24 protein-coding genes are annotated in these 20187 nt (G+C 71.5%); 10 read left to right on the top strand and 14 right to left on the bottom strand.

The features are described 5' to 3' along the window. Positions 1-119: 119 nt before the first annotated feature. Entirely contained in the window at positions 120-710 is a 591-nt protein-coding gene (locus FR742_RS03640) for a TetR/AcrR family transcriptional regulator (protein WP_148029594.1), read from the top strand. On the opposite strand, the gene FR742_RS03635 is transcribed toward FR742_RS03640, so the two are convergent. Genes FR742_RS03635 through FR742_RS03625 form a run of 3 tightly spaced genes read right to left on the bottom strand, consistent with a single transcriptional unit; the run spans position 681 to position 4112 of the window. Then, on the bottom strand, positions 681-1727 hold the full coding sequence (locus FR742_RS03635) for an acyl-CoA dehydrogenase family protein (RefSeq protein WP_148029593.1): 1047 nt from the start codon (positions 1725-1727) through the stop codon (positions 681-683). The genes FR742_RS03640 and FR742_RS03635 overlap by 30 nt on opposite strands. Beyond that, a complete protein-coding gene (locus tag FR742_RS03630; protein ID WP_148029592.1) occupies positions 1724-2887 on the bottom strand; it encodes an acyl-CoA dehydrogenase family protein in 1164 nt (387 codons plus the stop codon). Before FR742_RS03630 ends, FR742_RS03635 begins: the two co-directional genes overlap by 4 nt. 22 nt (positions 2888-2909) lie before the next feature. Beyond that, positions 2910-4112, bottom strand: coding sequence for an acyl-CoA dehydrogenase family protein (locus FR742_RS03625; RefSeq protein ID WP_148029591.1), 1203 nt, complete (start codon positions 4110-4112; stop codon positions 2910-2912). Positions 4113-4218: 106 nt separating this feature from the next. Between FR742_RS03625 and FR742_RS03620 the strand changes: the two genes are divergently transcribed. Continuing rightward, positions 4219-4797, top strand: a complete 579-nt coding sequence (locus tag FR742_RS03620; protein WP_148029590.1) for a GNAT family N-acetyltransferase — start codon at positions 4219-4221, stop codon at positions 4795-4797. Between the two features lie 25 nt (positions 4798-4822). On the opposite strand, the gene FR742_RS03615 is transcribed toward FR742_RS03620, so the two are convergent. Continuing rightward, positions 4823-5425 (bottom strand): TetR/AcrR family transcriptional regulator, encoded by a 603-nt coding sequence (locus FR742_RS03615; RefSeq protein ID WP_261808342.1) that lies wholly within the window; start codon positions 5423-5425, stop codon positions 4823-4825. A 77-nt stretch (positions 5426-5502) separates the two neighbouring features. Here FR742_RS03615 and FR742_RS03610 point away from each other — a divergent pair, with 77 nt between their 5' ends. Then, positions 5503-6663, top strand: coding sequence for an FAD-dependent monooxygenase (locus FR742_RS03610; RefSeq protein ID WP_148029589.1), 1161 nt, complete (start codon positions 5503-5505; stop codon positions 6661-6663). Here the strand turns inward: FR742_RS03610 and FR742_RS03605 are convergent. The 5 genes from FR742_RS03605 to FR742_RS03585 all read right to left on the bottom strand — a co-directional run bounded on the left by FR742_RS03605 (position 6566) and on the right by FR742_RS03585 (position 12027). Further along, a complete protein-coding gene (locus tag FR742_RS03605) occupies positions 6566-7450 on the bottom strand; it encodes a DMT family transporter (protein WP_148029588.1) in 885 nt (294 codons plus the stop codon). The two genes, FR742_RS03610 and FR742_RS03605, sit on opposite strands and share 98 nt — an antisense overlap. 123 nt (positions 7451-7573) lie before the next feature. Continuing rightward, positions 7574-7948 carry a VOC family protein gene (locus FR742_RS03600; protein WP_148029587.1) on the bottom strand — a complete coding sequence of 125 codons (375 nt, stop codon included), beginning with the start codon at positions 7946-7948 and terminating at the stop codon, positions 7574-7576. 36 nt (positions 7949-7984) lie between these two features. Then, positions 7985-10186, bottom strand: coding sequence for an accessory Sec system translocase SecA2 (gene secA2, locus FR742_RS03595; RefSeq protein ID WP_396989215.1), 2202 nt, complete (start codon positions 10184-10186; stop codon positions 7985-7987). 104 nt (positions 10187-10290) lie between these two features. Then, complete coding sequence (locus tag FR742_RS03590; protein ID WP_148029586.1) at positions 10291-11178, bottom strand: DMT family transporter; 888 nt, start codon at positions 11176-11178, stop codon at positions 10291-10293. A 252-nt stretch (positions 11179-11430) separates the two neighbouring features. Beyond that, on the bottom strand, positions 11431-12027 hold the full coding sequence (locus tag FR742_RS03585) for a nucleotidyltransferase (RefSeq protein WP_148029585.1): 597 nt from the start codon (positions 12025-12027) through the stop codon (positions 11431-11433). A 79-nt stretch (positions 12028-12106) separates the two neighbouring features. On the opposite strand from FR742_RS03585, the gene FR742_RS03580 reads away from it, so the two are divergent. Then, the gene (locus FR742_RS03580) at positions 12107-12592 is read left to right on the top strand and encodes a DUF1360 domain-containing protein (RefSeq protein WP_148029584.1); all 486 of its coding nucleotides are present in this window, start codon (positions 12107-12109) and stop codon (positions 12590-12592) included. Between the two features lie 64 nt (positions 12593-12656). After that, positions 12657-12806 carry a GPGG-motif small membrane protein gene (locus tag FR742_RS44270; protein ID WP_020543887.1) on the top strand — a complete coding sequence of 50 codons (150 nt, stop codon included), beginning with the start codon at positions 12657-12659 and terminating at the stop codon, positions 12804-12806. A 138-nt stretch (positions 12807-12944) separates the two neighbouring features. Here the strand turns inward: FR742_RS44270 and FR742_RS03575 are convergent, their stop codons facing one another. The 3 genes from FR742_RS03575 to FR742_RS03565 are packed head-to-tail and all read right to left on the bottom strand — an operon-like array spanning position 12945 to position 14955. Beyond that, complete coding sequence (locus tag FR742_RS03575) at positions 12945-13667, bottom strand: metallophosphoesterase (protein WP_219543759.1); 723 nt, start codon at positions 13665-13667, stop codon at positions 12945-12947. After that, positions 13660-13908, bottom strand: a complete 249-nt coding sequence (locus FR742_RS03570; protein WP_148029583.1) for a BON domain-containing protein — start codon at positions 13906-13908, stop codon at positions 13660-13662. Before FR742_RS03570 ends, FR742_RS03575 begins: the two co-directional genes overlap by 8 nt. Before the next feature lie 48 nt (positions 13909-13956). Next, positions 13957-14955, bottom strand: coding sequence for a DNA topoisomerase IB (locus tag FR742_RS03565; RefSeq protein ID WP_261808341.1), 999 nt, complete (start codon positions 14953-14955; stop codon positions 13957-13959). Positions 14956-15011: 56 nt separating this feature from the next. Between FR742_RS03565 and FR742_RS03560 the strand changes: the two genes are divergently transcribed. The 3 genes from FR742_RS03560 (at position 15012) to FR742_RS03550 (ending at position 18243) form a co-directional block, all read left to right on the top strand. Next, entirely contained in the window at positions 15012-15269 is a 258-nt protein-coding gene (locus tag FR742_RS03560) for a hypothetical protein (protein ID WP_148029582.1), read from the top strand. Between the two features lie 7 nt (positions 15270-15276). Beyond that, positions 15277-16302, top strand: a complete 1026-nt coding sequence (locus tag FR742_RS03555) for an SDR family oxidoreductase (protein WP_148029581.1) — start codon at positions 15277-15279, stop codon at positions 16300-16302. Between the two features lie 114 nt (positions 16303-16416). Further along, positions 16417-18243, top strand: coding sequence for a transketolase (locus tag FR742_RS03550; protein ID WP_148029580.1), 1827 nt, complete (start codon positions 16417-16419; stop codon positions 18241-18243). A gap of 106 nt (positions 18244-18349) precedes the next feature. Here the strand turns inward: FR742_RS03550 and FR742_RS03545 are convergent, their stop codons facing one another. Together FR742_RS03545 and FR742_RS03540 are read right to left on the bottom strand one after the other, a co-directional pair. Continuing rightward, positions 18350-18736 carry a ChaB family protein gene (locus tag FR742_RS03545; RefSeq protein ID WP_148029579.1) on the bottom strand — a complete coding sequence of 129 codons (387 nt, stop codon included), beginning with the start codon at positions 18734-18736 and terminating at the stop codon, positions 18350-18352. 14 nt (positions 18737-18750) lie between these two features. Next, positions 18751-19032 carry a DUF6458 family protein gene (locus FR742_RS03540; protein ID WP_148029578.1) on the bottom strand — a complete coding sequence of 94 codons (282 nt, stop codon included), beginning with the start codon at positions 19030-19032 and terminating at the stop codon, positions 18751-18753. Positions 19033-19069: 37 nt separating this feature from the next. Here FR742_RS03540 and FR742_RS03535 point away from each other — a divergent pair, with 37 nt between their 5' ends. Both FR742_RS03535 and FR742_RS03530 read left to right on the top strand, forming a co-directional pair. Next, a complete protein-coding gene (locus tag FR742_RS03535) occupies positions 19070-19579 on the top strand; it encodes a shikimate kinase (RefSeq protein ID WP_261808340.1) in 510 nt (169 codons plus the stop codon). Positions 19580-19591: 12 nt separating this feature from the next. Then, entirely contained in the window at positions 19592-20143 is a 552-nt protein-coding gene (locus FR742_RS03530) for a GNAT family N-acetyltransferase (protein ID WP_148029576.1), read from the top strand. Positions 20144-20187 lie beyond the last annotated feature (44 nt).

Below are 20187 nucleotides of genomic sequence, written 5' to 3'. Positions count from 1 at the left end.
GATCCCTCGCCGAACTAAGAGATACCCCATGCCGAAGCAAGGCGAGCCTAAGGTGACGTAATTGGTACCTCCAGGGCCACAATCAAGACGCTCAACCGACCAGTCGGTATGCTTGCCCCGTGAAAGATGAACCGGTACGCCAGCGGCTCCTCGGCGAGGCCACCAGGCTCTTCGCCGAGCAGGGCTTCGAGAGCACCTCGGTGCAGGAGATCGTCGTCGCGGCGGGCGTCACCAAGGGCGCCATGTACCACTACTTCGACTCCAAGGACGACCTGCTGCACGAGATCTACGCCAGGGTCCTGCGCATGCAGATGCAGCGCCTGACGCAGATCGCCGACAGCGGCGGCACGGTCGTGGAGCGGCTGCACCGGGCGGCGGCCGACGTGGTGGAGACCACGACGGACAACCTCGACGACTCCAAGATCTTCTTCCGCTCGATGCACCTGCTCGCCCCCGAGACCCGCAAGACCGTGCGGGCCGAGCGCCGCCGCTACCACGAGCGCTTCCGCGACCTGGTGCTGGAGGGCCAGCGCGAGGGCGTGTTCAGCGACCGGGTGCCGGCCGAGCTGGTCGTCGACTACTTCTTCGGCTCGGTGCACCACCTGGGCACCTGGTTCCACGCGGACGGGCCGCTGACCGGTGCCCAGGTGGGCGAGCACTTCGCCGACCTGCTGCTGACCTCACTCGGGGCCGGGCACCCCGGCGAGTGAGGCCAGCGCCTCCCGGTGGTCGCCCGGCGTGCCGAGCGCGACCTCCGCGGACTTGGCGCGCTTGAGATACAGGTGCAGCGGGTGCTCCCAGGTCATGCCGATCCCGCCGTGCAACTGCAGCGCCTCCTCCGCGGCGCGTACGGCCACGCCCGCGTTCCACGCCTGGGCCACGGCGGCCGCGACCGGCGTGTCCTCGGTGACGGCGTTGCGGGCGGCGGCGCGGGCGCGCACCACGTCCAGCCACAGGTCGGCCAGCCGGTGCTTGATCGACTGGAAGGAGCCGACCGGCCGGGCGAACTGGTGACGCTCCTTGACGTAGGCCAGCGTGGTGTCCAGGCACCACTGCGCGACCCCGTACTGCTCGGAGGCCAGCAGCCCGGCGCCGAACCGCAGGACGGCCACCAGGTCCACGTCGCCCACGCGGGTGGCGCCCGCGCCGTCGAACGTGACGGTGGAGACGGGCCGGGTGAGGTCGAACGAGGTCTCCGCCCGCACCTCGGCGCCCTCCACGTGATACAGGTCGCCCTCGACCGGGACGAGCAGCACGTCGGCCACGTCGGCCCCGGCGACGCCGGTGACCGTGCCGGACAGCGTCCCGCCCGAGTGCCGCACCGACGCGCCGCGGTCGGGCCGGTACGGGGACGCGGCGAACGACACCGCCAGCGCGGCCGTCGAGCGCCCGTCGGCCAGCCGTTCGAGCAGCTCGCCCGCCCCCGCCTGGACGAGCGCGCGGGTGGCCAGCACCGAGCTGGTGAAGAACGGCACCGGCGCGATGCCGCGGCCCAGCTCCTCCAGCACGACGGCGGCCTCGCTGGCGGACGCGCCCGCGCCGCCGTACTCCTCGGGGACGATCAGCCCGGCCACGCCGATCTCCCCGGCCAGCGTCTTCCACAGGTCCGGGTCGTACGGCCGCGACTCGGCGCGCTTGAGCACCGCCGACGGCGGGCAGCGGTCGGCGAGCAGGTCGCGCACGGCGGCCCGGAGCTCCTCCTCGACCTCGGAATACAGCAGGCTCATCGCGGCAGGTCCTTCCAGGGCACGTCCTTGTCGATGCGGGGTTCCGAGGGCAGGCCGAGCACCCGTTCGGAGATGATGTTGCGCAGGATCTCCGAGGTGCCGCCCTCGATCGAGTTGCCCTTGGCGCGCAGGTAGCGGTAGCCGGGGCCGCGGCCGTAGAAGTCGACGGTCTCGGAGCGGCGGAAGGCGTAGTCGTCGTAGCCGAGGTCGCGCAGGAACTCCATCTCCAGGCCGGTCAGCGCCTGGTTGAGCTTGGCGAACGACAGCTTCATGCCGGACCCCTCGGGCCCCGGCTGGCCGGCGGCGAGCTGCTCGCGCAGCCTGGCGCCCGACAGGCGGGTCACCTCGGCCTCCACCCAGAGCGACAGCAGCCGCTGGTGCAGGTCGTGGGTGCGCAGCTCGGGGTGCTCCCGCCAGGAGCGCAGCACGCCGCCCACCATGCCGCCGCCGCGGGCGCCACCGCCGCCGCCGATGGCCACCCGCTCGTTCATCAGCGTCGTCTGCGCGACCCGCCAGCCGTCGCCGACCGCGCCCAGCCGCAGGTCGTCGGCGAGCCGGACGCCGGTCAGGAAGACCTCGTTGAACTCGGCCTCGCCGGTGATCTGCCGCAGCGGCCGGACGTCGACGCCGGGCGCCTGCATGTCGCAGACGAAGTACGTCAGGCCGCGGTGCTTGGGCACGCCGGGGTCGGTGCGGGTGACCAGGATGGCCCAGCGGGCGTGGTGGGCGCCCGACGTCCACACCTTCTGCCCGTCGACCACCCACTCGTCGCCGTCCCGGACCGCCCGGGTGGCGAGCGTGGCCAGGTCGGAGCCGGCGCCGGGCTCGCTGAAGAGCTGGCACCAGATCTCCTCGCCGGTCCACAGCGGCCGCAGGAAGCGCCGCTTCTGCTCCTCGGTGCCGAAGGCGAGGATGGTGGGCGCGGCCATGCCCAGGCCGATGCCCTGCACGCCGCCGTCGATCTGCGGGGTGCCGGCCAGCTCCCGCTCCACGACCGCCTGCATGTCACGGGAGAGCCCGAGACCGCCGAGCCCTTCGGGGAACCAGACCCAGGCCAGGCCGGCGTCGAACCTGGCGCGCAGGAACTCCAGCCGGTCGCCTGCCGGGTCGTTCTCACTCAGGAACGCGGCGACGCGTTCCTTGAGCCGTGCTTCGTCCACTCCAGCTCCTGTCGTCGGGGGATCACATGTGCTTCTTGAGCTCGCGGTAGGCCAGCGACCGCTTGTGCACCTCGTCCGGCCCGTCGGCCAGGCGCAGCGACCGGGCCCCGGCCCAGAGCCCGGCCAGCGGGAAGTCCTGGGAGACACCGCCCGCGCCGTGCACCTGGATGGCCTTGTCGAGGATCCACTCCACGGTGATCGGGGTGGAGATCTTGATGGCCTGGATCTCGGTGTGGGCGCCCTGGTTGCCGACGGTGTCCATGAGCCAGGCGGTCTTCAGCACGAGCAGGCGCAGTTGCTCGATCTTGATGCGGGACTCGGCGATCCAGTCCTGCACCACGCCCTGCCGGGCGATCGGCTTGCCGAACGTGGTCCTGGCCAGCGCCCTGCCGCACATCAGCTCGACGGCCCGCTCGGCCATGCCGATCAGGCGCATGCAGTGGTGGATCCGGCCGGGGCCGAGCCTGGCCTGGGCGATGGCGAAGCCGCCGCCCTCCTCCCCGACGAGGTTCTCCGCCGGGACGCGGACGTCCTCGAAGAGGATCTCGGCGTGCCCGCCGTGGTCGGCGTCGTCGTAGCCGAAGACGCTCATGCCGCGCCGGATGTCCATGCCGGGGGTGTCGCGGGGCACCAGGATCATGCTCTGCTGGCGGTGCTTGGGCGCCTCTGGGTCGGTCTTGCCCATCACGATGAAGATCTTGCAGTTGGGGTTCATCGCGCCGGAGGTGAACCACTTGCGGCCGTTGATGACGTACTCGCCGCCGTCACGGACGATCGAGGTGGCGATGTTGGTGGCGTCGGAGGAGGCCACGTCGGGCTCGGTCATCGCGAACGCCGAGCGGATCTCGCCGTCGAGCAGCGGGCGCAGCCACTCCTTGCGCTGCCACTCGCTGCCGAACATGGAGAGCACCTCCATGTTGCCGGTGTCGGGCGCGGCGCAGTTGGTCGCCACAGGCGCCAGCCGCGGGCTGCGGCCCATGATCTCCGCGAGCGGCGCGTACTGGAGGTTGGTCAGCCCGGCGCCGTGGTCACCGGGCAGGAACAGGTTCCACAGGCCACGCTTCCTCGCCTCGTCCTTCAGGTCCTCGACGAGCGGCGGGACGCCCCAGCCGCTGGCCTTGGCCTGCTCCTCGAAGGCGGGCTCGGCCGGGTAGACGCACTCGTCCATGAACTGCAGCAGGCGCCGGCGAAGGTCTTCGGTGACGCTGTCGAAAGCGAAGTCCATGCCGGGAGCCTACCGACCGGCCGGTATGGCTGTCGACAGTGGTCTCCGCCAAAACCCGCCAGGTGGCTCTCTCCCGTACGGACCGGTCCCCCGTAAGGTCACCGCCATGACCGCACACCTTCCCGCACCCGTGACGCTGGAGAACGACGTCGTCCGGCTGGAACCCCTCTCCCCCGGCCACGTGCCGGACCTGTTCGCCGCGGGCGGCGGTGACGACGAGGTGTGGCGGTGGATGCCGATCGCCACCCCGCGCGCCGAGGAGGAGCTGGCGGCGGCCGCCCGGTCGCTGATCGAGGACGACAGGCACGTGCCGCTGGCCGTGCTGCTCAAGGAGACCGGGCGGGCGGTCGGCTGGACCGCCTACTGCGACGTGCCGGGGTTCGACGAGAGCGTCGAGATCGGCTGGACCTGGTACGGCCGCGCCCACTGGCGCTCGGCCGTGAACACCTCCTGCAAGCTCCTGCTCCTCGACCACGCCTTCGACAAGCTCGGCCACAACCGGGTGCTGCTCAAGACCGACGCGCTCAACCTGCGCTCCCAGGCCGCCATCAAGCGGATCGGCGGGCTGCACGAGGGCACGCTCCGCCGCCACCGCCGCAGGCCGGACGGCACCTGGCGCGACACGGCCTGCTTCGGCATCCTCGACGACGAATGGCCGTCCCACCGCGCCCGCCTCACCGGCTGACACCCGCCCCGCCGCCGTCCCGGTGTCAACCCCGCCGCCGGCTCCGGCCGGCGTCGCTCCGGCCGTCGCCCTGGTCGGCGAGCATGCCTCTCAGCAGATCCCGCACGCCGGCCCGCAGGTCGTCCGGCGACGGCTCGGCGCCCGCGCCGGCGATGACGTCGAACATGACGCCCTCGGCGAACGCCACGAGCTGGCGGCCGTGCCGTACCGGATCACGCGAGCCCGCGGCGGCGAGCAGGGCGACGGCGGGATCGCGGAACCGGCGGCCCGCCCGGTCGTAGATCTCCCGCAGCTCCGGCCGCCTGGTCGCCTCCAGCGCCAGCTCGTAGCGGGCCAGCGTGCGCCGCCGGTCGCGCAGCTGGGCCGTCAGCACTCCGGCGAGCAACTCGGTCAGGTCGGCGCCCGGCGGCGGCCCGTCGCCCATCGCCCCGGAGAACAGCCGCTCCTCCAGGTCGGTGAGCCGCGACAGGGTGAGCTCCAGGAGCGCGGCGCGGGTGCGGGCCACGTTGGACGTGGACCCGGGCGGCAGCCCGGCGGCCTCGTCGACCGCCCGATGGGTCAGCCCGCGCATGCCCCGCTCGGCCAGCAGGGTGATCGCCGCCTCCGCCACGGCCTCGGATCGCTTCACGGACCCCGATACTACGCTTGTAGTCCAAACTACGGGCGTAGTATGTTGCCACTACAGAAGTAGTGAGGGGGATGGACATGAAAGCGATCGTCATCGGTGGCGGCATCGGAGGGCTGACCGCGGGTGTCGCCCTGGACCGCAAGGGATGGGACGTCACCGTCCTGGAGCGGACGCCGAAGCTCGAACCGGTCGGCTCCGGGCTGGCCATAGCGGTCAACGCGCTGCGCGCCCTCGACACCGTAGGACTCGGCGACCCGGTGCGGGCGCGCGCCAGGATGCAGGGGCAGATCGGGATCCGCAGGCCCGACGGCCGCTGGCTCACCCACACCAGCGGCAGCGCGGCCGAGGAGCGCTACGGCGACCGGACGGCCGTGGTGCTGCTCCGCGCCCAGCTGGTGGACCTGCTGGCCGAGTCGCTCGGGCCCGACCGGCTACGCCTCGGCACCACGGTCACCGGCGTGGACGCCGCCACGGGCACCGTGCGGACGGACGCCGGCGAGTTCACCGGCGACCTGGTCGTGGCCGCCGACGGCATCCACTCCCCGACCCGCCGGGCGCTCTTCCCCGGCCATCCCGGGCCGGTCTACTCGGGGGTGACGGCCTGGCGCGGCCTGGCGCCCATGCCGGCCGCGACGCCGCGCAACAGCGAGACCTGGGGCCGGGGGCTGGTGTTCGGCGCGCACCCGCTGGACGAGATGACGGTGTACTTCTACGCCACCGACGTCGCGCCCGCAGGCGGCGCCGCCGGTGACGAGAGGGCGGAGCTGGTGCGCAGGTTCGGCGGCTGGCACGAGCCGATCCCCGAGCTGCTGCGCACCGCCGACCCGGCCCACGTCCTGCGCAACGACCTCTACTACCTGCGCGAGCCGCTGCCCGCGATGCACGCGGGGCGGGTGGCGCTGCTGGGCGACGCGGCCCATGCGATGACGCCCCACCTGGGCCAGGGCGCCTGCCAGTCGATCGAGGACGCGGTCGTGCTCGCCCACCTCGCCGGGGGCGACCTGGCCGCCTACACCGAGGCCAGACTGAGCCGCACCGCCGGGATCGTGCGCAAGGCCATGAGCATCTGCCGGACGACCAAGCTGCGCAACCCGCTCGCCGTGGCCCTGCGCGACCTGGGCATGTCGCTGGCCACGCGGGTCACGCCAGATCTGATGCTGCGGCAAATGGACGGGGTTCTGCGGTGGCGGCCACCGGCGCCGGCCGGGAGTGATCGGGTGCGAGACGGCCGAGCGTGATCGTGCCGGCGATGGTCAGCGCCGCCGCGCACACGGCGGGGATCGCGGTGGACGGGCTGGTCGGCAACGACTCGCCGAGCAGCAGCGCGCCGGCCATCACCGACGTGATCGGGTCGACCACCTGCACGCCCGCGTAGGCGATGCCGAAGTAGCCGACCGCGTAGGAGCGCTGCAGCAGCACCACCGCGAAGATCAGCAGCACCGGGATGGCGAGCGTGAACCAGTGGACCAGCCGCCCGAGGTCGCCCTCCAGGCCGCCCCCCACCACCCGGACGAACGTCGAGACGCTGGCCGTGACCGCGCCCGCGCCGATCGCCAGCAGCATCGCCCTGACCGGCCCGCGCACCCGGGCGGCGGCGACCTGCGTGGCCAGCGCGATCAGCGTGATCACGCCGATGAACCCGAGCGCGGCCCCGTCGCTCAGCCGGGGCGTGACGTCCTGGTGGGGCACCAGCATCATCAGCCAGAGCAGGCCCACCGCCACCGCGATAGAGCCGAAGATCTCCGCCTTGTACGGTTTGCGACCGTACATGAAGGCGGCCAGCGGCACCGCGAACACCAGCGTCGCCACGCTGATCGGCTGGACCGCCACCAGCGGCGCGAAGCTCAGCGCGACCGCGTGGAGGCACGCGCCGGTGAACCCGATGACGCCGCCGATCCACCATCGGGGGCGCCGCATCAGCCTGAGCGACGCGCCCTCGGCCACGGCTTCGTACTGCTGCAGCGCCGCCCCCAGCGCGTATCCGAGAGCGCCCGCCAGCGCGATGAGCACGCCGATCCAGGTCATGGGCGTGCTCGGTGGGGAGGAGATCCTTGGAGCATTGCCCCAGCTTAGAGGGTACGCGCCAGCCCCGAATCATCCTTTAGGCCATTCTTCCCCTTAAGGGGGCCGCGATCTGGCCCTCCGGGTTCAGGACTTCTCTGGGCAGACGCAGAACGCGTGGCCCTCCGGGTCCTGCATCACGATCCAGCCCACGCCCTCGTCGGTGACGCCCGGCTGGAACTCCGGCCTGGTGGCGCCCAGCGCGACGTACTCCTCGACGGCCTTCTCCACGTCGGGCACCCGGAAGTCGAAGTGGAACTGCTTGGCGGGGCTGGGCCACGGGACGGGCTCGCGGTCGGGGACCCTGCCGAAGTAGATGTTGGTCGTGCCGTCGCCCACGGCGGCGTACTCGTCCTCCGAGTACTGGATGGGCAGGCCGGTCAGCTGGTGGTAGAACTCCGCCAGCTTCTTCGGCTCCGCGCAGTCGATGGTCGTGGCGAGGAGCTTCGCTTTCGTCGTCATGCTCCGCAGCCTTCCAGGCATACCTGCCATCTGCTGTCAGGTACGGGCGGGGCCGCCCTTGATCCGCTTGAGGATGCGGTCCCACTCGGTGCCGAACGGGTTGTCCTGCACCAGGTAGGTCCAGGTGGCCTCGGGGCGCTTCAGGTCGGGCTCGGGGGCCTGGAACGCCTCCAGCGAGCGCCGCTCGATCTCCGCCTGCAGCGTCTTGTATTCGGCCACCGCCTCCCGCTGGAACTCGTCGATCGGGCTCATCCGGCCCAGCGCCCGCAGGTGGATGCCCTCGCGCAGGTCGTGCAGGAACGCGAGGTGCTCGGTCCAGCAGGTGTCGATGGCGTGCAGCACGATCTGGCGGGCCGTCTCCTCGCGGGTGTCCTCCGGCGCCGCCGCCCACTCCTCGGGGTGGGCCGCGGCCAGCGCGCGGGCCGCCGAGTCGGTGTGGAGCACCTTGTCGCGCCACTCCAGGATGAGCTCGCGCTGCTGTTCGAGCAGCCGGGTGTAACGCCAGGTGTTGCGGTGGATCTGCAGGTTGACGCCCTCGGCGATGCGCTGGGCGTGACCGACGATGTAGTCGGCGCGGCGGTGGCGCACCAGGCCGTCGGGGTCGGCGGCGGGCGGCCGCTCGTCGGGCGCGAACTGGGTGACCAGCTCGTCCTCCAGGCCGACGAAGAACACGGAGCCGCCCGGGTCGCCCTGCCGGCCCGCCCGGCCGCGGAGCTGGTCGTCCAGGCGGCTGCTGGCGTGGCGGCCGGAGCCGATCACGTACAGGCCGCCCAGCTCAGCGACGCCCTCGCCGAGACGGATGTCGGTGCCGCGGCCGGCCATCTGGGTGGACACGGTGATCGCGTCGCGCTCGCCCGCCCTGGCGATGATGGCGGCCTCTTCCGCGTCGTTCTTGGCGTTGAGCACCACCGGTTCGAGGCCGCGGCGGCGCAGCAGGTCGGCGAGGTTCTCCGACTCGGCCACGTCGAGCGTGCCGATGAGGATGGGCCTGCCGGTTTCGTGCACCCGCTGGATCTCCTCGACCAGCGCCGACTCCTTCTCCGGCACCGTCGGGTAGATCCGGTCGGGCTCGTCCTCCCTGACGCACGGCCGGTTCGGCGGGATCACCGCGACCTTCAGCCCGTAGAACTCGCCGAGCTGCTCGTGCACCGCGACGGCGGTGCCGGTCATGCCGCACACCCGCGGGTAGCGCCTGATCAGGCCCTGGATGGTGATCGAGTCGAGGATCTCGCCCTTGTCGCTGGCGGGCAGCGCCTCCTTGGCCTCGACCGCCGCCTGCAGACCGTTCGGCCAGCGCTGCAGCACCGCCACCCGGCCGCGCGACGGGTTGATGAGCTGCACCTTGCCGTCGCGCACGATGTAGTCGACGTCACGGGTGAGCAGGGCGTGGGCGTGCAGGGCGAGGTTGAGCTCGATCAGCGTGCCGGGCTCGTCCTGGTCGTAGAGCTCGACGTCCAGCCGCTTCTCGACGGTCTCGGCGCCTTTGGGCGTCAGGTAGACGTTGCGGGCCTGCTCGTCGATCTCGTAGTGGTAGCCGCGGACGAGTGTGCGGACCAGCACCGCCATCTCGGGCACGGTGTTGCCGGCGTCGGACGAGCCGGCCATCACCAGCGGCACCCTGGCCTCGTCGACCAGGACCGAGTCGGCCTCGTCGACCAGCGCCACCTCCGGCTCCGGCACGATCAGCTCGCTCGCGTCGGTGCGCAGCCGGTCGCGCAGCACGTCGAAGCCGATCTCGCTGACCGGCCCGTAGGTGATGTCCTTCGCGTACGCCTCGCGCCGCTCGGCGGGCGTGGAGTTCTGGTCGAGCCAGCCGACGGTGACCCCCATGGCCTCGTAGAAGGGGGCCATCCACTCGGCGTCGCGCCTGGCGAGGTAGTCGTTGACGGACATGACGTGCACCCGCCTGCCCTTCAGGGCGTAGCCCGCGGCCGCCATGGCGCCGGAGAGCGTCTTGCCCTCGCCGGTGGCCATCTCCGCGACCTTGCCGTCGAGCAGCGCGAGCGTGCCGAGCAACTGCACGTCGTACGGGCGGAGCCCGAGGGTGCGGTCGGCCGCCTCCCTGGCGACGGCGCAGAACGCGGCCAGGTCGCTCATGTCGGGCCGGGGCAGCTCGTCGAGCGTCTTGAGGCGGTCGGCGTGCCCGGCGGCGGCCTTGACGACCTTCCGGTAGGGGCTCAGGTTCGCCCCTCCGGGGCGGTCCAGAAGGTTCCTGACGATTCCTGTTATCGAGGCCACAGTTCCTCCAACGCGCGCTTCGCCGGCGCCGTTCCCTCGCGCCGGGGCGCAGCGGTCCGCCGTACGGACCTTAACCCATACGACGGACCGCACTCGCCCGTCCGCTAGCCCCGTGCCCGCCGGGCCGGGAACACCCCGGCCAGCAGCAGCAACGCGCATCCGGCCCAGCCCGCGGGGCCGGGCCGTTCACCTAGCAACGCCACCCCGATCAGGGCCGCGAAGGCGGCCTCGCCCAGGGAGACGATGGCGACGGTGGTGGCGCTCAGCGCGGTGAGCGCGCGGAAGAACAGCCCGTAGGCCAGCGCGGTGGGCACCGCGCCGAGGAACGCGAGCAGCGCCGCGCTCTCCCAGCTCAGCCGGGGCAGCACCCCGCCGGCCAGCGCGAACGGCAGCACGCACGCGGCCCCCACGAGGAACCCGGCCGCGGCGGTGGCCAGCGGGTCCCCCGGCTCCTCCGCCGTGCCGAGCCGCCGTGACAACAACGTCACCCCGGCGTAACCGAACGCCGACAGCAGCGCGAACCCGGCCCCGCCGAGCGCGCCCCCCGCCCCGGAGCCGCCCGGCGCCTCCGGGGAGCCCGCCATCAGGAGGGCGAGTCCCGTCAGGGCGGCCAGGAGTGCGGCGAGGCCGGACCGGCCGAGCCGCTCGCCGAGGAGAAGACGCCCGCCGAGGGCGGTGAACACGGGCGTCGCGCCCATGGTGATCACGGTGGCCACCGCGACCCCCGAACGCGCGATGGCCGCGAAGTAGGCCGCCTGGTAGACGGCCATGCCCGCGCCGACGACCAGCACGTGGCGGTCCAGCCGCCAGGACGCCCCGCCGAGCAGGGGCAGGAGGAACGCGGCGCCGAGGAGGAAGCGCCAGAAGGTGACGTCGAGGGCGTCGAAGCCGCCCGCGGCGAACAGCAGGGATCCCGCCGCGCCGCCGGTGCCCCACGCAGCCGCGGCCGTGACGACGTACCCGGTGGCACGCCGGATGGACAGTTGGGTCATGACAGATCGCTCCGGATGGGAGTGGTGGAGAAGGGCCCGGATGCGGGCAGCAGCCACCCCCGGATCGGTCAGACCCGGAAAATCAGGAAATGCCGCCCGCTAGCGGGCGGGAGGAGGGGAGCAGATCAATCGCGGCACGGGCTCACCTTAGCCGGGACGGAAAGCAGCGTTCATCCCGAAATCGGCGAGCCCGCCCGGGGACATCGAAAAGGCCGCGCCCGGCGACGCGGCCCACGGCGGTCTCCCCGTGGCTCACGGCCAGGAGGTGTCACCCGCGGGCTCGACCGGCTTCTCCAGCACGGCCAGCCGTTCGAGCAGGGTCAGGAACGTGGCCGCGTACGGGGAGGACCCGGTCACCGCCGCGACCCTGGACCAGTCCACCTGCTCCCGCAGCGCCCTGACCTGGGGCAGCAGCGCGCCGTAGTCGCAGGCGTGCTCCGACAGCGGCATCAGCCAGGAGATCACCAGGTCCGTGGCCTCCAGGACGGGCACGATCACCGCCGACGCCTTCATCGGCTCGGCCCGGTTCAGCAACTCGTCAGTGACCGGGCGGTCGGACACCTTGAAGATCAGATCCACCAGCTTGCCGTCGTCGTACGCCTTGACCAGCCAGTCCTCGGGCGGCTTGGCCGTCCGGAAACCGATGCCCCGCAGCGCTTCCAGAGCCGCGGGCACGTCGTGCTCGGTGACCACGAAGTCCACGTCGTGCAGGGACGGCGCCGCGCCGCGCGCGTACGCGGCGCACCCTCCCGCCAAGGCGAATTTCACGCCCGCGTCCTTCAAACCGGAGCTCGCCCGTTTGAGCGTGTCAAGGATGGCGTCAGTGACCTCATGACTATGACTGCTCATGAGAGCGGGCTACCCTCAGGCCCTTCGAATAGGCCTGTCCCGGCGCGTGAACCGACGGCCGAAGGGTAGCCGCGACCCCATGACGGAGTACCTGGAAAAGACCGGGCAGGAGTACGAAGGCGAGCATGATCGTCCCCTGGGCACCTACGCCCGCATCATCGGCGTGTACGGGACGGTCGTGGCGGCGGCGGCCGTCGCGGCGAAGCTCACCGGCAGGCGGCCGCCGGAGCGGATCGGGCCGATGGACGTGGCCCTGATGGCGGCCTGCACGCACAAGCTCGCCCGCCTCCTGGCCAAGGATCCGGTCACCAGCCCGATCAGGGCGCCGTTCACCCGGTTCGAGGGCGTGAGCGGGCCGTCGGAGCTGAAGGAGGAGCCGCGCAACACGGTCGGCGAGCTGGTGAGCTGCCCGTTCTGCATCGCCCAGTGGGCGGCCACGGGTTACGCCATCGGCCTGGTGTTCGCGCCGCGCGCGACCAGGCTGGTGGGAGCGGCGATGACGGCGGTGGCCGCCTCCGACTGGCTGCAGTTCGCGTACGCCAAGCTCGCCAGGTCCGCCTCATGAAAGAGGAAAATATCGGCGGCACATCGAATGTTAAAGGTCCCGCCACGAGGGCAGTGGCTGTGTCATGGCTACTTTGCTCTGGATCATCGCGGTAATTCTCGTCATCGCCGGCATCTATGTGATTCTGGCCCGTCGCGATCTCCTCTGGGGGATCGTCCTGATCGTTCTCGGGTTCCTGGTCGGCCCCGGTGGGGTCAGCATCTTCAATGTGTAGGGCGTGTTCTGACGCCCCACACGCTCGTTCGTCGGGCCGGTGTTTATCACCGGCCCGATGAATTGCCATAAATGAAGAAGGAGTTGTACGCCGAAGAAGCCCTTCCCGGATGACCGGGAAGGGCTTCACCATGAACGGCTACTCGTCGGCCAGGCAGTAGACCGCGTACGCGGCGCCGAGCACCGGCAGGGCGACGTTGCGCACGCGGATGCCGCCGGAGGTCATGCCCTTCTCGGTGCCCCTGTGCGCGTGGCCGTGCAGGATCAGGTCGGCACCCGCCGTGTCGACCGCCTCGGCGAGCAGGTAACTGCCCAGGAACGGGTAGATCTCCAGCGGCTCGCCCTCCAGCGTCTCCTTGATCGGAGAGTAGTGCGACAGCACCACCCGGCGGTCGGCGTCGATCTCCTTCAGCGCGTGCTGCCAGGACTCCGCGATCAGCCGGGTGTGGCGGACGAAGTTCTTGGTCTCGCGCTCGCCGAACTCGCTCGCGCACTTGCCCGCGAACCCGCCGCCGAAGCCCTTGCCGCCGACCACGCCGAGCCGCGTGCCGTCGCACTCGATGACCGCGCTGTCGTCGTTCAGCACGATGACGCCGGCGTCGCGCAGCTCACTGGCGATCTCGTGCTGCATGTCGGAGTGGTAGTCGTGGTTGCCGAGCACGGCCACGACCGGGATCGGCAGGTCGCGCAGCTCGTCGGCCACCACCCTGCCCTCCTCCAGCGTGCCGTGCCGGGTCAGGTCGCCGGCCACCATGAGGATGTCGGCGCGGTCCCCGATGCCGTCCAGGCTCTTGCGGTACTGGCCGCGCACGTCCTCACCCAGGTGGATGTCTCCCACGGCCGCGATGCGCAGTTCAGTCAAGATGCTCTACCTCCCCTGGCCTGCCGACCTCGACGACGTTGATCTCGTTGTGCACGTGAAGGTCGGGAGCGGCCTCCCTGGCCACCTCGCCGAGCCGTTCACGTTGCTCGGCCCCGCTCACCTGGCCGCGCAGGAAAAGCTGATCGCCTCTCACGTCGACACGGATGCCGAGCTCATGCGTGCGGCGGTCCTCAGCCAGCGCCGCCTGGACGCGGGCCGCGACGTACTGCGGAGCTTCCATCGCTTCCCTCCCTATACTCCCTGCCGCGCATGCCCGGCAAAGAACCGCTCAAACGGTGCGAAGGAGGTTGATGACGGCTCGTTCCACCTTGCCGTGCGTGGCCAGCTTCCCCGGGTCCACGCCGGCTCCCAGCTCGGTCAGCGCCTGACCGATCGTCTTGTCCTCCTCGTACGCGCTGATCACCCGCGGATCCACGTACGATGCCCGCGCCACGGCGGGGGTGTTGCCGAGATACTCGGCGACCTCCCGCATGACCCGGGTGACGGCCCGCTTCCTGGCCGTGTCGCTCTCGGCCATGCGGGAGACGGCCAGCCCGACGGCGGCCAGCACCGTGGCGTGCCAGGTGCGGAAGTCCTTGGCGGTGAACTCGCCGATGGTCTCGCGCAGGTAGTCGTTGATGTCATCGCTGCGCACGTCCACCCAGCCGTTCTCGCCCCGGTAGCGGAGCAGCTCCCCCTCGGCGCTCAGGGACTTCAGCGACCTGACCACCCGGCAGGCGCCGGGGTCGGCCACCTGGATCTCACGCGGCACGTCGCCCTTGGCCGGGTACGAGCAGGTGATCGTGTTGCGCGAGCAGACGACGTGCTCCATCCGGAGCGTGGCCAGGCCGTAGGAGTCGTAGCTCTCGCCGCCGACGCGGAAGAAGCCGATGTCGAGCAGCCGCGCGGCGGCGGCCAGCACCCGTTCCTTGGTCAGCCCGCGGCCCCTGAGCTGCTCGTCGACGCTCTTCCTGAAGGCGGGCAGCCGGTCGGCCAGCTCCAGCACCCGGTCGAACTTGGCCTCGTCCTGCTGCTGCCGCCACAGGTCGTGGTAGCGGTACTGGCGGCGCCCGGCCGCGTCGGTGCCGACCGCCTGCAGGTGCCCGTGGGGCGAGGCGCAGATCCACACGTCGGTCCAGGCCGGCGGGATCGTCAGCGCCCTGATCCTGGCCAGCGTCGCATGGTCGCGGACGGTCTCGCCGCCGGGTCCGTGATAGCTGAACCCGCGGCCTCGACGGCGCCGGGTGATCCCCGGTTCGTTCTGGTCGCTGGGATGCAGCTCGGGCACGTCTGCCGCGCTACCCGGCGTGTTAGGCGGCAAACGGCTCGGGCAGGTGCAGCTACATGAGCGACAACAAGGATTGGGTCGAGACAAGGGACAAGAAGGGCCATGCGATGGTCCCCGCCACGCCGCGGGACGTGGTCCACATCAGGGTGGGCTCGTTCATCCTGGTGTTCCTGTTCGCGATGTGCGTGCTCAGCCTCATCGCGAAGGCCTGGATCATGACCGGGATCACCGTCGTCCTGGCGATTCTCACGGTGATCAACATCTGGCGGGCCGTACGCAAGCAGAAGGACAGTGACGTCGGAGAGATCGGCTGACTCGCCCATGGCTCCCCACATCCTCCAGGACAGGGTGGTCGTCGTCACGGGCGCGAGCGGCGGGGTAGGCAGGGCGGTGGTGCGCGAGCTCGGCGCGAAGGGCGCCAAGGTGGCGCTCATCGCCCGGGGCACCACGGGCCTCGGCGCGGCGGCGGTCGACGTCGGCGCGGCCGGCGGCGTCGGCCAGGTCTACGAGGCGGACGTCGCCGACTACGAGCAGGTCAGGAAGGCCGCCGAGCGGATCGAGGCCGAGCTGGGCCCCATCGACGTATGGATCAACTCGGCGTTCTCCTCGGTGTTCGCCCGGTTCGCCGACATCTCCCCCGAGGAGTACGAGCGCGCGACCGCGGTCACCTACCTGGGCTACGTCTGGGGCACCAAGGTCGCCCTGGACCTGATGCGCCCACGCAACCGGGGCACGATCGTGCAGACGGGCTCGGCCCTGGCGCACCGGGCCGTCCCCCTGCAGTCGGCGTACTGCGGCGCCAAGCACGCCATCAGGGGCTTCACCGAGTCCCTGCGCACCGAGCTGCTCGCGGAAGGGAGCGATGTCCGGGTCACGATGGTCCAGCTCCCGGCGGTGAACACGCCGCAGTTCGACTGGGTGCTGTCCAAGCTGCGCCGCCATCCCCAGCCGGTGCCCCCGATCTACCAGCCCGAGGTGGCCGCCCGGGGCGTCGTGTACGCGGCCGCGCACCCGGAACGCAAGGAGTACTGGGTCGGCGGCACCACCGCGGCCGCCCTCCTGGCCCAGCGCGCCGCCCCCGCGCTGGTGGACCGCTACCTGGCCAGGACCGGCGTCCAGGCGCAGCAGACCGACGGGCAGCCCCCGAGCGGCGCCGCGAACCTGTGGGAGCCGGCCGACGAGCATCAGGACCACGGCCCGCACGGCGGCTTCGACGACCGCAGCCACCACCGCGGCCACCACCGCAGCCCGCAGCTCTGGCTCTCCCAGCACCGCCGGTCGGTCATGCTCACCCTGGCGGCCGCGGCGGCGGCGGGCGCGGCGGCCCTGATGCGGAAATCCCGCTGAGCGGTCCCTTCTCGGCCGTTCCGGATGGGCCGGAACAAGCGGCCCGGCCGGGAATCGCAGCGCGATTCGCCCGATCCCCCACGGGTAGGCGCCCGGAAACGATCGGAGGGAATCATGGCTGAACGAGATCTGCGGTTTCTCGGCGAGCTGGCCGCGCAGCTCCGCGTCGACTCGGTGAGAGCCTCCGCCGAGGCGGGGTCCGGCCACCCCACGTCGTCGATGTCCGCCGCCGATCTGATGGCGGTGCTCTTCGCCCACCATCTGCGTTACGACTTCGAGGACCCGGGCAACCCGGCGAACGACCACCTCATCTTCTCCAAGGGCCACGCGTCGCCCCTGCTGTACTCACTGTTCAAGGCGGCCGGCGCGGTCACCGACAGGGAACTGCTGAGGTTCAGGAAGCGCGGCAGCCGGATGGAGGGCCATCCGACGCCCAGGCTGCCCTGGGTCGACGTCGCCACCGGCTCGCTCGGCCAGGGGCTGCCTGTCGGGGTCGGCGTGGCGATGGCCGGCCGGCTGGAGCGCATGCCGTACCGCGTGTGGGTGTTGTGCGGCGACAGCGAGCTGGCCGAAGGCTCCATCTGGGAGGCGGCCGAGCAGGCCGGCGACACGGGGCTGGACAACCTGACCCTGGTCGTGGACGTCAACCGCCTGGGCCAGCGCGGCCCCACCCGCCACGGCTGGGACACCGGGGCGTACGCGCGCAGGTTCGGCGCGTTCGGCTGGCACACGATCGAGGTCGACGGGCACGACCCCGGCGCGATCGACGACGCGTTCCAGGAGGCGCACGGCGTCCGCGGGCGGCCCACCGCCATCCTGGCCAGGACCCGCAAGGGCGAGGGCGTGCGGGCGGTGGCCGACCGCGAGGGCGCGCACGGCAAGCCGCTGAAGGAGCCGGAGCCCGCCGTCGCGGAGCTCGGCGGCGAACGCGACCTGCGGGTGGAGGTCCGGTCTCCGGACCGCGCGGGCGAGCCGTACCGGTTCGAGGGCGGCGAGCTGGTGCTGCCCGAGTACAAGGTCGGCGACCAGGTGGCGACCAGGAGCGCGTTCGGGGAGGCCCTGGCCGCGCTGGGCGCCGCCCGCGGCGACGTGGTGGCGCTCGACGGCGAGGTGGCCGACTCGACCAAGACCGAGGAGTTCGGCCGGGCGTTCCCCGAGCGGTTCTTCGAGATGTACATCGCCGAGCAGCAGCTCGTCGCCGCCGCCATGGGCCTGGCGGTGCGCGGCTGGGTCCCGTACGCGGCCACCTTCGCCGCCTTCCTCACCAGGGCGTACGACTTCATCCGGATGGCGGGCGTGAGCCGGTCGCCGATCCGGCTGGTCGGCTCGCACGCCGGGGTGTCGATCGGCGAGGACGGCCCGTCCCAGATGGGGCTGGAGGACCTGGCCATGATGCGGGCCGTGTACGACAGCACCGTGCTCTACCCGTGCGACGCCAACCAGGCCGCGGCCCTGACCGTGGAGATGGCGGACCTGACCGGGGTGTCCTACCTGCGCACCACGCGCGGCGCGACGCCGGTCATCCACCAGCGGGGCGAGCGTTTCCCCATCGGCGGCTCGTGCGTGCTGCGCCGTTCGCCGTCGGACCGGGCCACGATCGTGGCCGCCGGGATCACCGTGCACGAGGCGCTGGCCGCCGCCGAGACGCTGGCCGCCGAGGGCGTCCAGGTCGGCGTGGTGGACATGTACTCGATCAAGCCGATCGACACGGCGGTGCTGGTCGAGGCGGCGACCACGACCGGCAACCTCATCACGGTGGAGGACCATCGGCCGGAGGGCGGCCTGGGCGACGCCGTGCTGGACGCGGTGTCCGAGCTGGGGCCGCGGGTGGTGAAGCTGGCCGTGCACGGCATGCCCGGCTCGGCCACGCCCGGGGAGCAGCTCGCCGACGCGCGTATCGACCGCCACGCCATCGTCGCGGCGGTCAACAGACTGGTGTGAGCACCGAGAAGGGCCGGCCGCCGTCTCCCGGGTGACCGGCCTCACGACACGTACGGGCCGGCCGCCGTCTCCGGTGGCCGGCCCGTACCGCCGCGGCGAGCGCGGATCAGCCGCGGGCCTTCGCGGTCGCTTTCCTGTTCGCCTTCTTGATGGCGTCCACGAGCTCCTGCTTGCTCATCTTCGAACGGCCGCTGATGTCCAGGTCGGCGGCCACGCCGCGCAGGTGCTCCTTGCTGGCGTTGGCGTCGACGCCCTCGGCCGTGCGTCCAGAACGGTCCGTCGCGCCCTTGTCCGACGGCCCCTTCTTCGACTTCGGCTCCCAGTGGTCTCCCACCTTCTCGAAGGAGTGCTTCAGCGCGGCGAAGGCCGTCATGTGGGCGCGCCTGCCCTCGCCGTACGTCTCGACGGCCGAGTCGTGCGCCTTCATCCACGTGTCCTGCGCCTTCTTCGGGGAGCGGCGGATGGTGGACGGGAGTTCCTCTCTGGCCGGCATGTCCGGCTCACCTCCTAGAGCGGCGGCTCGTCGTAGTGTCGACGCTCCTCGTACACGGTCGTCCTGCGTGCCTCGGGCTCCTCGTAGATCTCGTGCCGGTGGACCGGCTCCTCGATCGGGCCGACCGCCCTGCGCGTGACGTTGATCCGGTAGAGGGCGAACAGCAATCCGACCAGTCCGCCGAGCATGATGATCACGCCGACGACGTTGATGTCCACACCGGCGAGATCGAATTCGACGGCCCACGTGAGGATCGCACCGAGCATGATGAGGATGATGCTTCCGGCGATGGTCATTTGATTTACCTCCTTGACACGAGGAACCTCTATCCACATGAAGAAAAACAAACCAATCGTGTTAATCGGGCTGATGGGCAGCGGTAAGAGCACGACAGGTCGCCTCGTCGCCGAGGCTCTCGGCCTTCCGTTCAGCGACAGCGACTCCTTTCTGCGGTCGAGATACGGAGGCCCGTCCGCGGAGATCGCCGCCCGCGAGGGAGCCGACGTGCTGCACGAGCGAGAGGCCGAGCACCTGATCGAGGAGCTCGCCGGCGAGCCCAAGGTGATCGCCGCGGCGGCCAGCACGCTCGACGACGAGCGGGCCCGCGAGGCGATGCGCGCCGCCACGGTGATCTGGCTGGACGCCGACGACGAGGTGCTCACCCAGCGGATGCGCACCAGCGACCACCGGCCCGAATTCGCCCCGGCCGCCCTGCGCGCCCGGCGCGAGCCGTACTTCCGTGAAGTTGCGGACCTGAAGTACGACGTGGGCGTGCTCAAACCGGAGGAGGTGCTGGCGGCCGTGCTGCGCGATTCGGGTTTGCCCGCGCCCGGCCGGGACTGATAACCAGGGGCGATGTTCTCCGACAAACCCGTGCTGACCGGCGAGCGGGTGACGCTGCGGCCGGTGGGGGCCGAGCACGCCGACGGCCTGTTCGCGCTGGTCTCCGATCCCGAGGTGCGGCGGCTGACCGGCTCCCACGCCGCCTTCGAGCTGGAGGCGTGCCGGCGCTGGTGCGCCACGCGGGCCGGCCAGGCGGACCGCCTCGACCTGGCCATCGAGGCCGGCGGCGACTACGTGGGCGAGGTCGTGCTCAACGAGCTCGACGAGCCCAACCTGTCGTGCAACCTGCGCATCGCGCTCATCGGCGCCCGGGCCTTCGGCAGGGGCTACGGCACCGAGGCCATCACGCTCGCCCTCGACCACGCCTTCCGCACCACGCCGCTGCACCGGGTGGGCCTGGAGGTGTTCGCGTTCAACGACCGGGCCCGCCACGTCTACGAGAAGCTCGGCTTCGTGGAGGAGGGCCGGCTCCGCGACGCGCTGCGCTGGGACGGCGAGTGGTACGACTCCCTCGTCATGTCCGTGCTGCGGCCCGATTGGCAAGCAAGATCCGGATTGCTGTAATAATGATCTTTACCCACGGGCTCCCCGAGGCGCGCGGGGGGCCT

It is taken from the genome of Nonomuraea sp. C10, assembly GCF_008017515.1.
Lineage (GTDB): Bacteria > Actinomycetota > Actinomycetes > Streptosporangiales > Streptosporangiaceae > Nonomuraea > Nonomuraea ferruginea.
This window is presented reverse-complemented; position numbering and strand designations above follow the sequence as displayed.

Excerpts from the sequence above, each read along its gene's own strand:
- FR742_RS03635 (WP_148029593.1), bottom strand. The coding sequence starts at position 1,727 with ATGAGCCTGCTGTATTCCGAGGTCGAGGAGGAGCTCCGGGCCGCCGTG.
- FR742_RS03625 (WP_148029591.1), bottom strand. The coding sequence starts at position 4,112 with ATGGACTTCGCTTTCGACAGCGTCACCGAAGACCTTCGCCGGCGCCTG.
- FR742_RS03620 (WP_148029590.1), top strand. The coding sequence starts at position 4,219 with ATGACCGCACACCTTCCCGCACCCGTGACGCTGGAGAACGACGTCGTC.
- FR742_RS03610 (WP_148029589.1), top strand. The coding sequence starts at position 5,503 with ATGAAAGCGATCGTCATCGGTGGCGGCATCGGAGGGCTGACCGCGGGT.
- FR742_RS03605 (WP_148029588.1), bottom strand. The coding sequence starts at position 7,450 with ATGACCTGGATCGGCGTGCTCATCGCGCTGGCGGGCGCTCTCGGATAC.
- FR742_RS03600 (WP_148029587.1), bottom strand. The coding sequence starts at position 7,948 with ATGACGACGAAAGCGAAGCTCCTCGCCACGACCATCGACTGCGCGGAG.
- FR742_RS03590 (WP_148029586.1), bottom strand. The coding sequence starts at position 11,178 with ATGACCCAACTGTCCATCCGGCGTGCCACCGGGTACGTCGTCACGGCC.
- FR742_RS03585 (WP_148029585.1), bottom strand. The coding sequence starts at position 12,027 with ATGAGCAGTCATAGTCATGAGGTCACTGACGCCATCCTTGACACGCTC.
- FR742_RS03580 (WP_148029584.1), top strand. The coding sequence starts at position 12,107 with ATGACGGAGTACCTGGAAAAGACCGGGCAGGAGTACGAAGGCGAGCAT.
- FR742_RS44270 (WP_020543887.1), top strand. The coding sequence starts at position 12,657 with ATGGCTACTTTGCTCTGGATCATCGCGGTAATTCTCGTCATCGCCGGC.
- FR742_RS03570 (WP_148029583.1), bottom strand. The coding sequence starts at position 13,908 with ATGGAAGCTCCGCAGTACGTCGCGGCCCGCGTCCAGGCGGCGCTGGCT.
- FR742_RS03560 (WP_148029582.1), top strand. The coding sequence starts at position 15,012 with ATGAGCGACAACAAGGATTGGGTCGAGACAAGGGACAAGAAGGGCCAT.
- FR742_RS03555 (WP_148029581.1), top strand. The coding sequence starts at position 15,277 with ATGGCTCCCCACATCCTCCAGGACAGGGTGGTCGTCGTCACGGGCGCG.
- FR742_RS03550 (WP_148029580.1), top strand. The coding sequence starts at position 16,417 with ATGGCTGAACGAGATCTGCGGTTTCTCGGCGAGCTGGCCGCGCAGCTC.
- FR742_RS03545 (WP_148029579.1), bottom strand. The coding sequence starts at position 18,736 with ATGCCGGCCAGAGAGGAACTCCCGTCCACCATCCGCCGCTCCCCGAAG.
- FR742_RS03540 (WP_148029578.1), bottom strand. The coding sequence starts at position 19,032 with ATGACCATCGCCGGAAGCATCATCCTCATCATGCTCGGTGCGATCCTC.
- FR742_RS03535 (WP_261808340.1), top strand. The coding sequence starts at position 19,070 with ATGAAGAAAAACAAACCAATCGTGTTAATCGGGCTGATGGGCAGCGGT.
- FR742_RS03530 (WP_148029576.1), top strand. The coding sequence starts at position 19,592 with ATGTTCTCCGACAAACCCGTGCTGACCGGCGAGCGGGTGACGCTGCGG.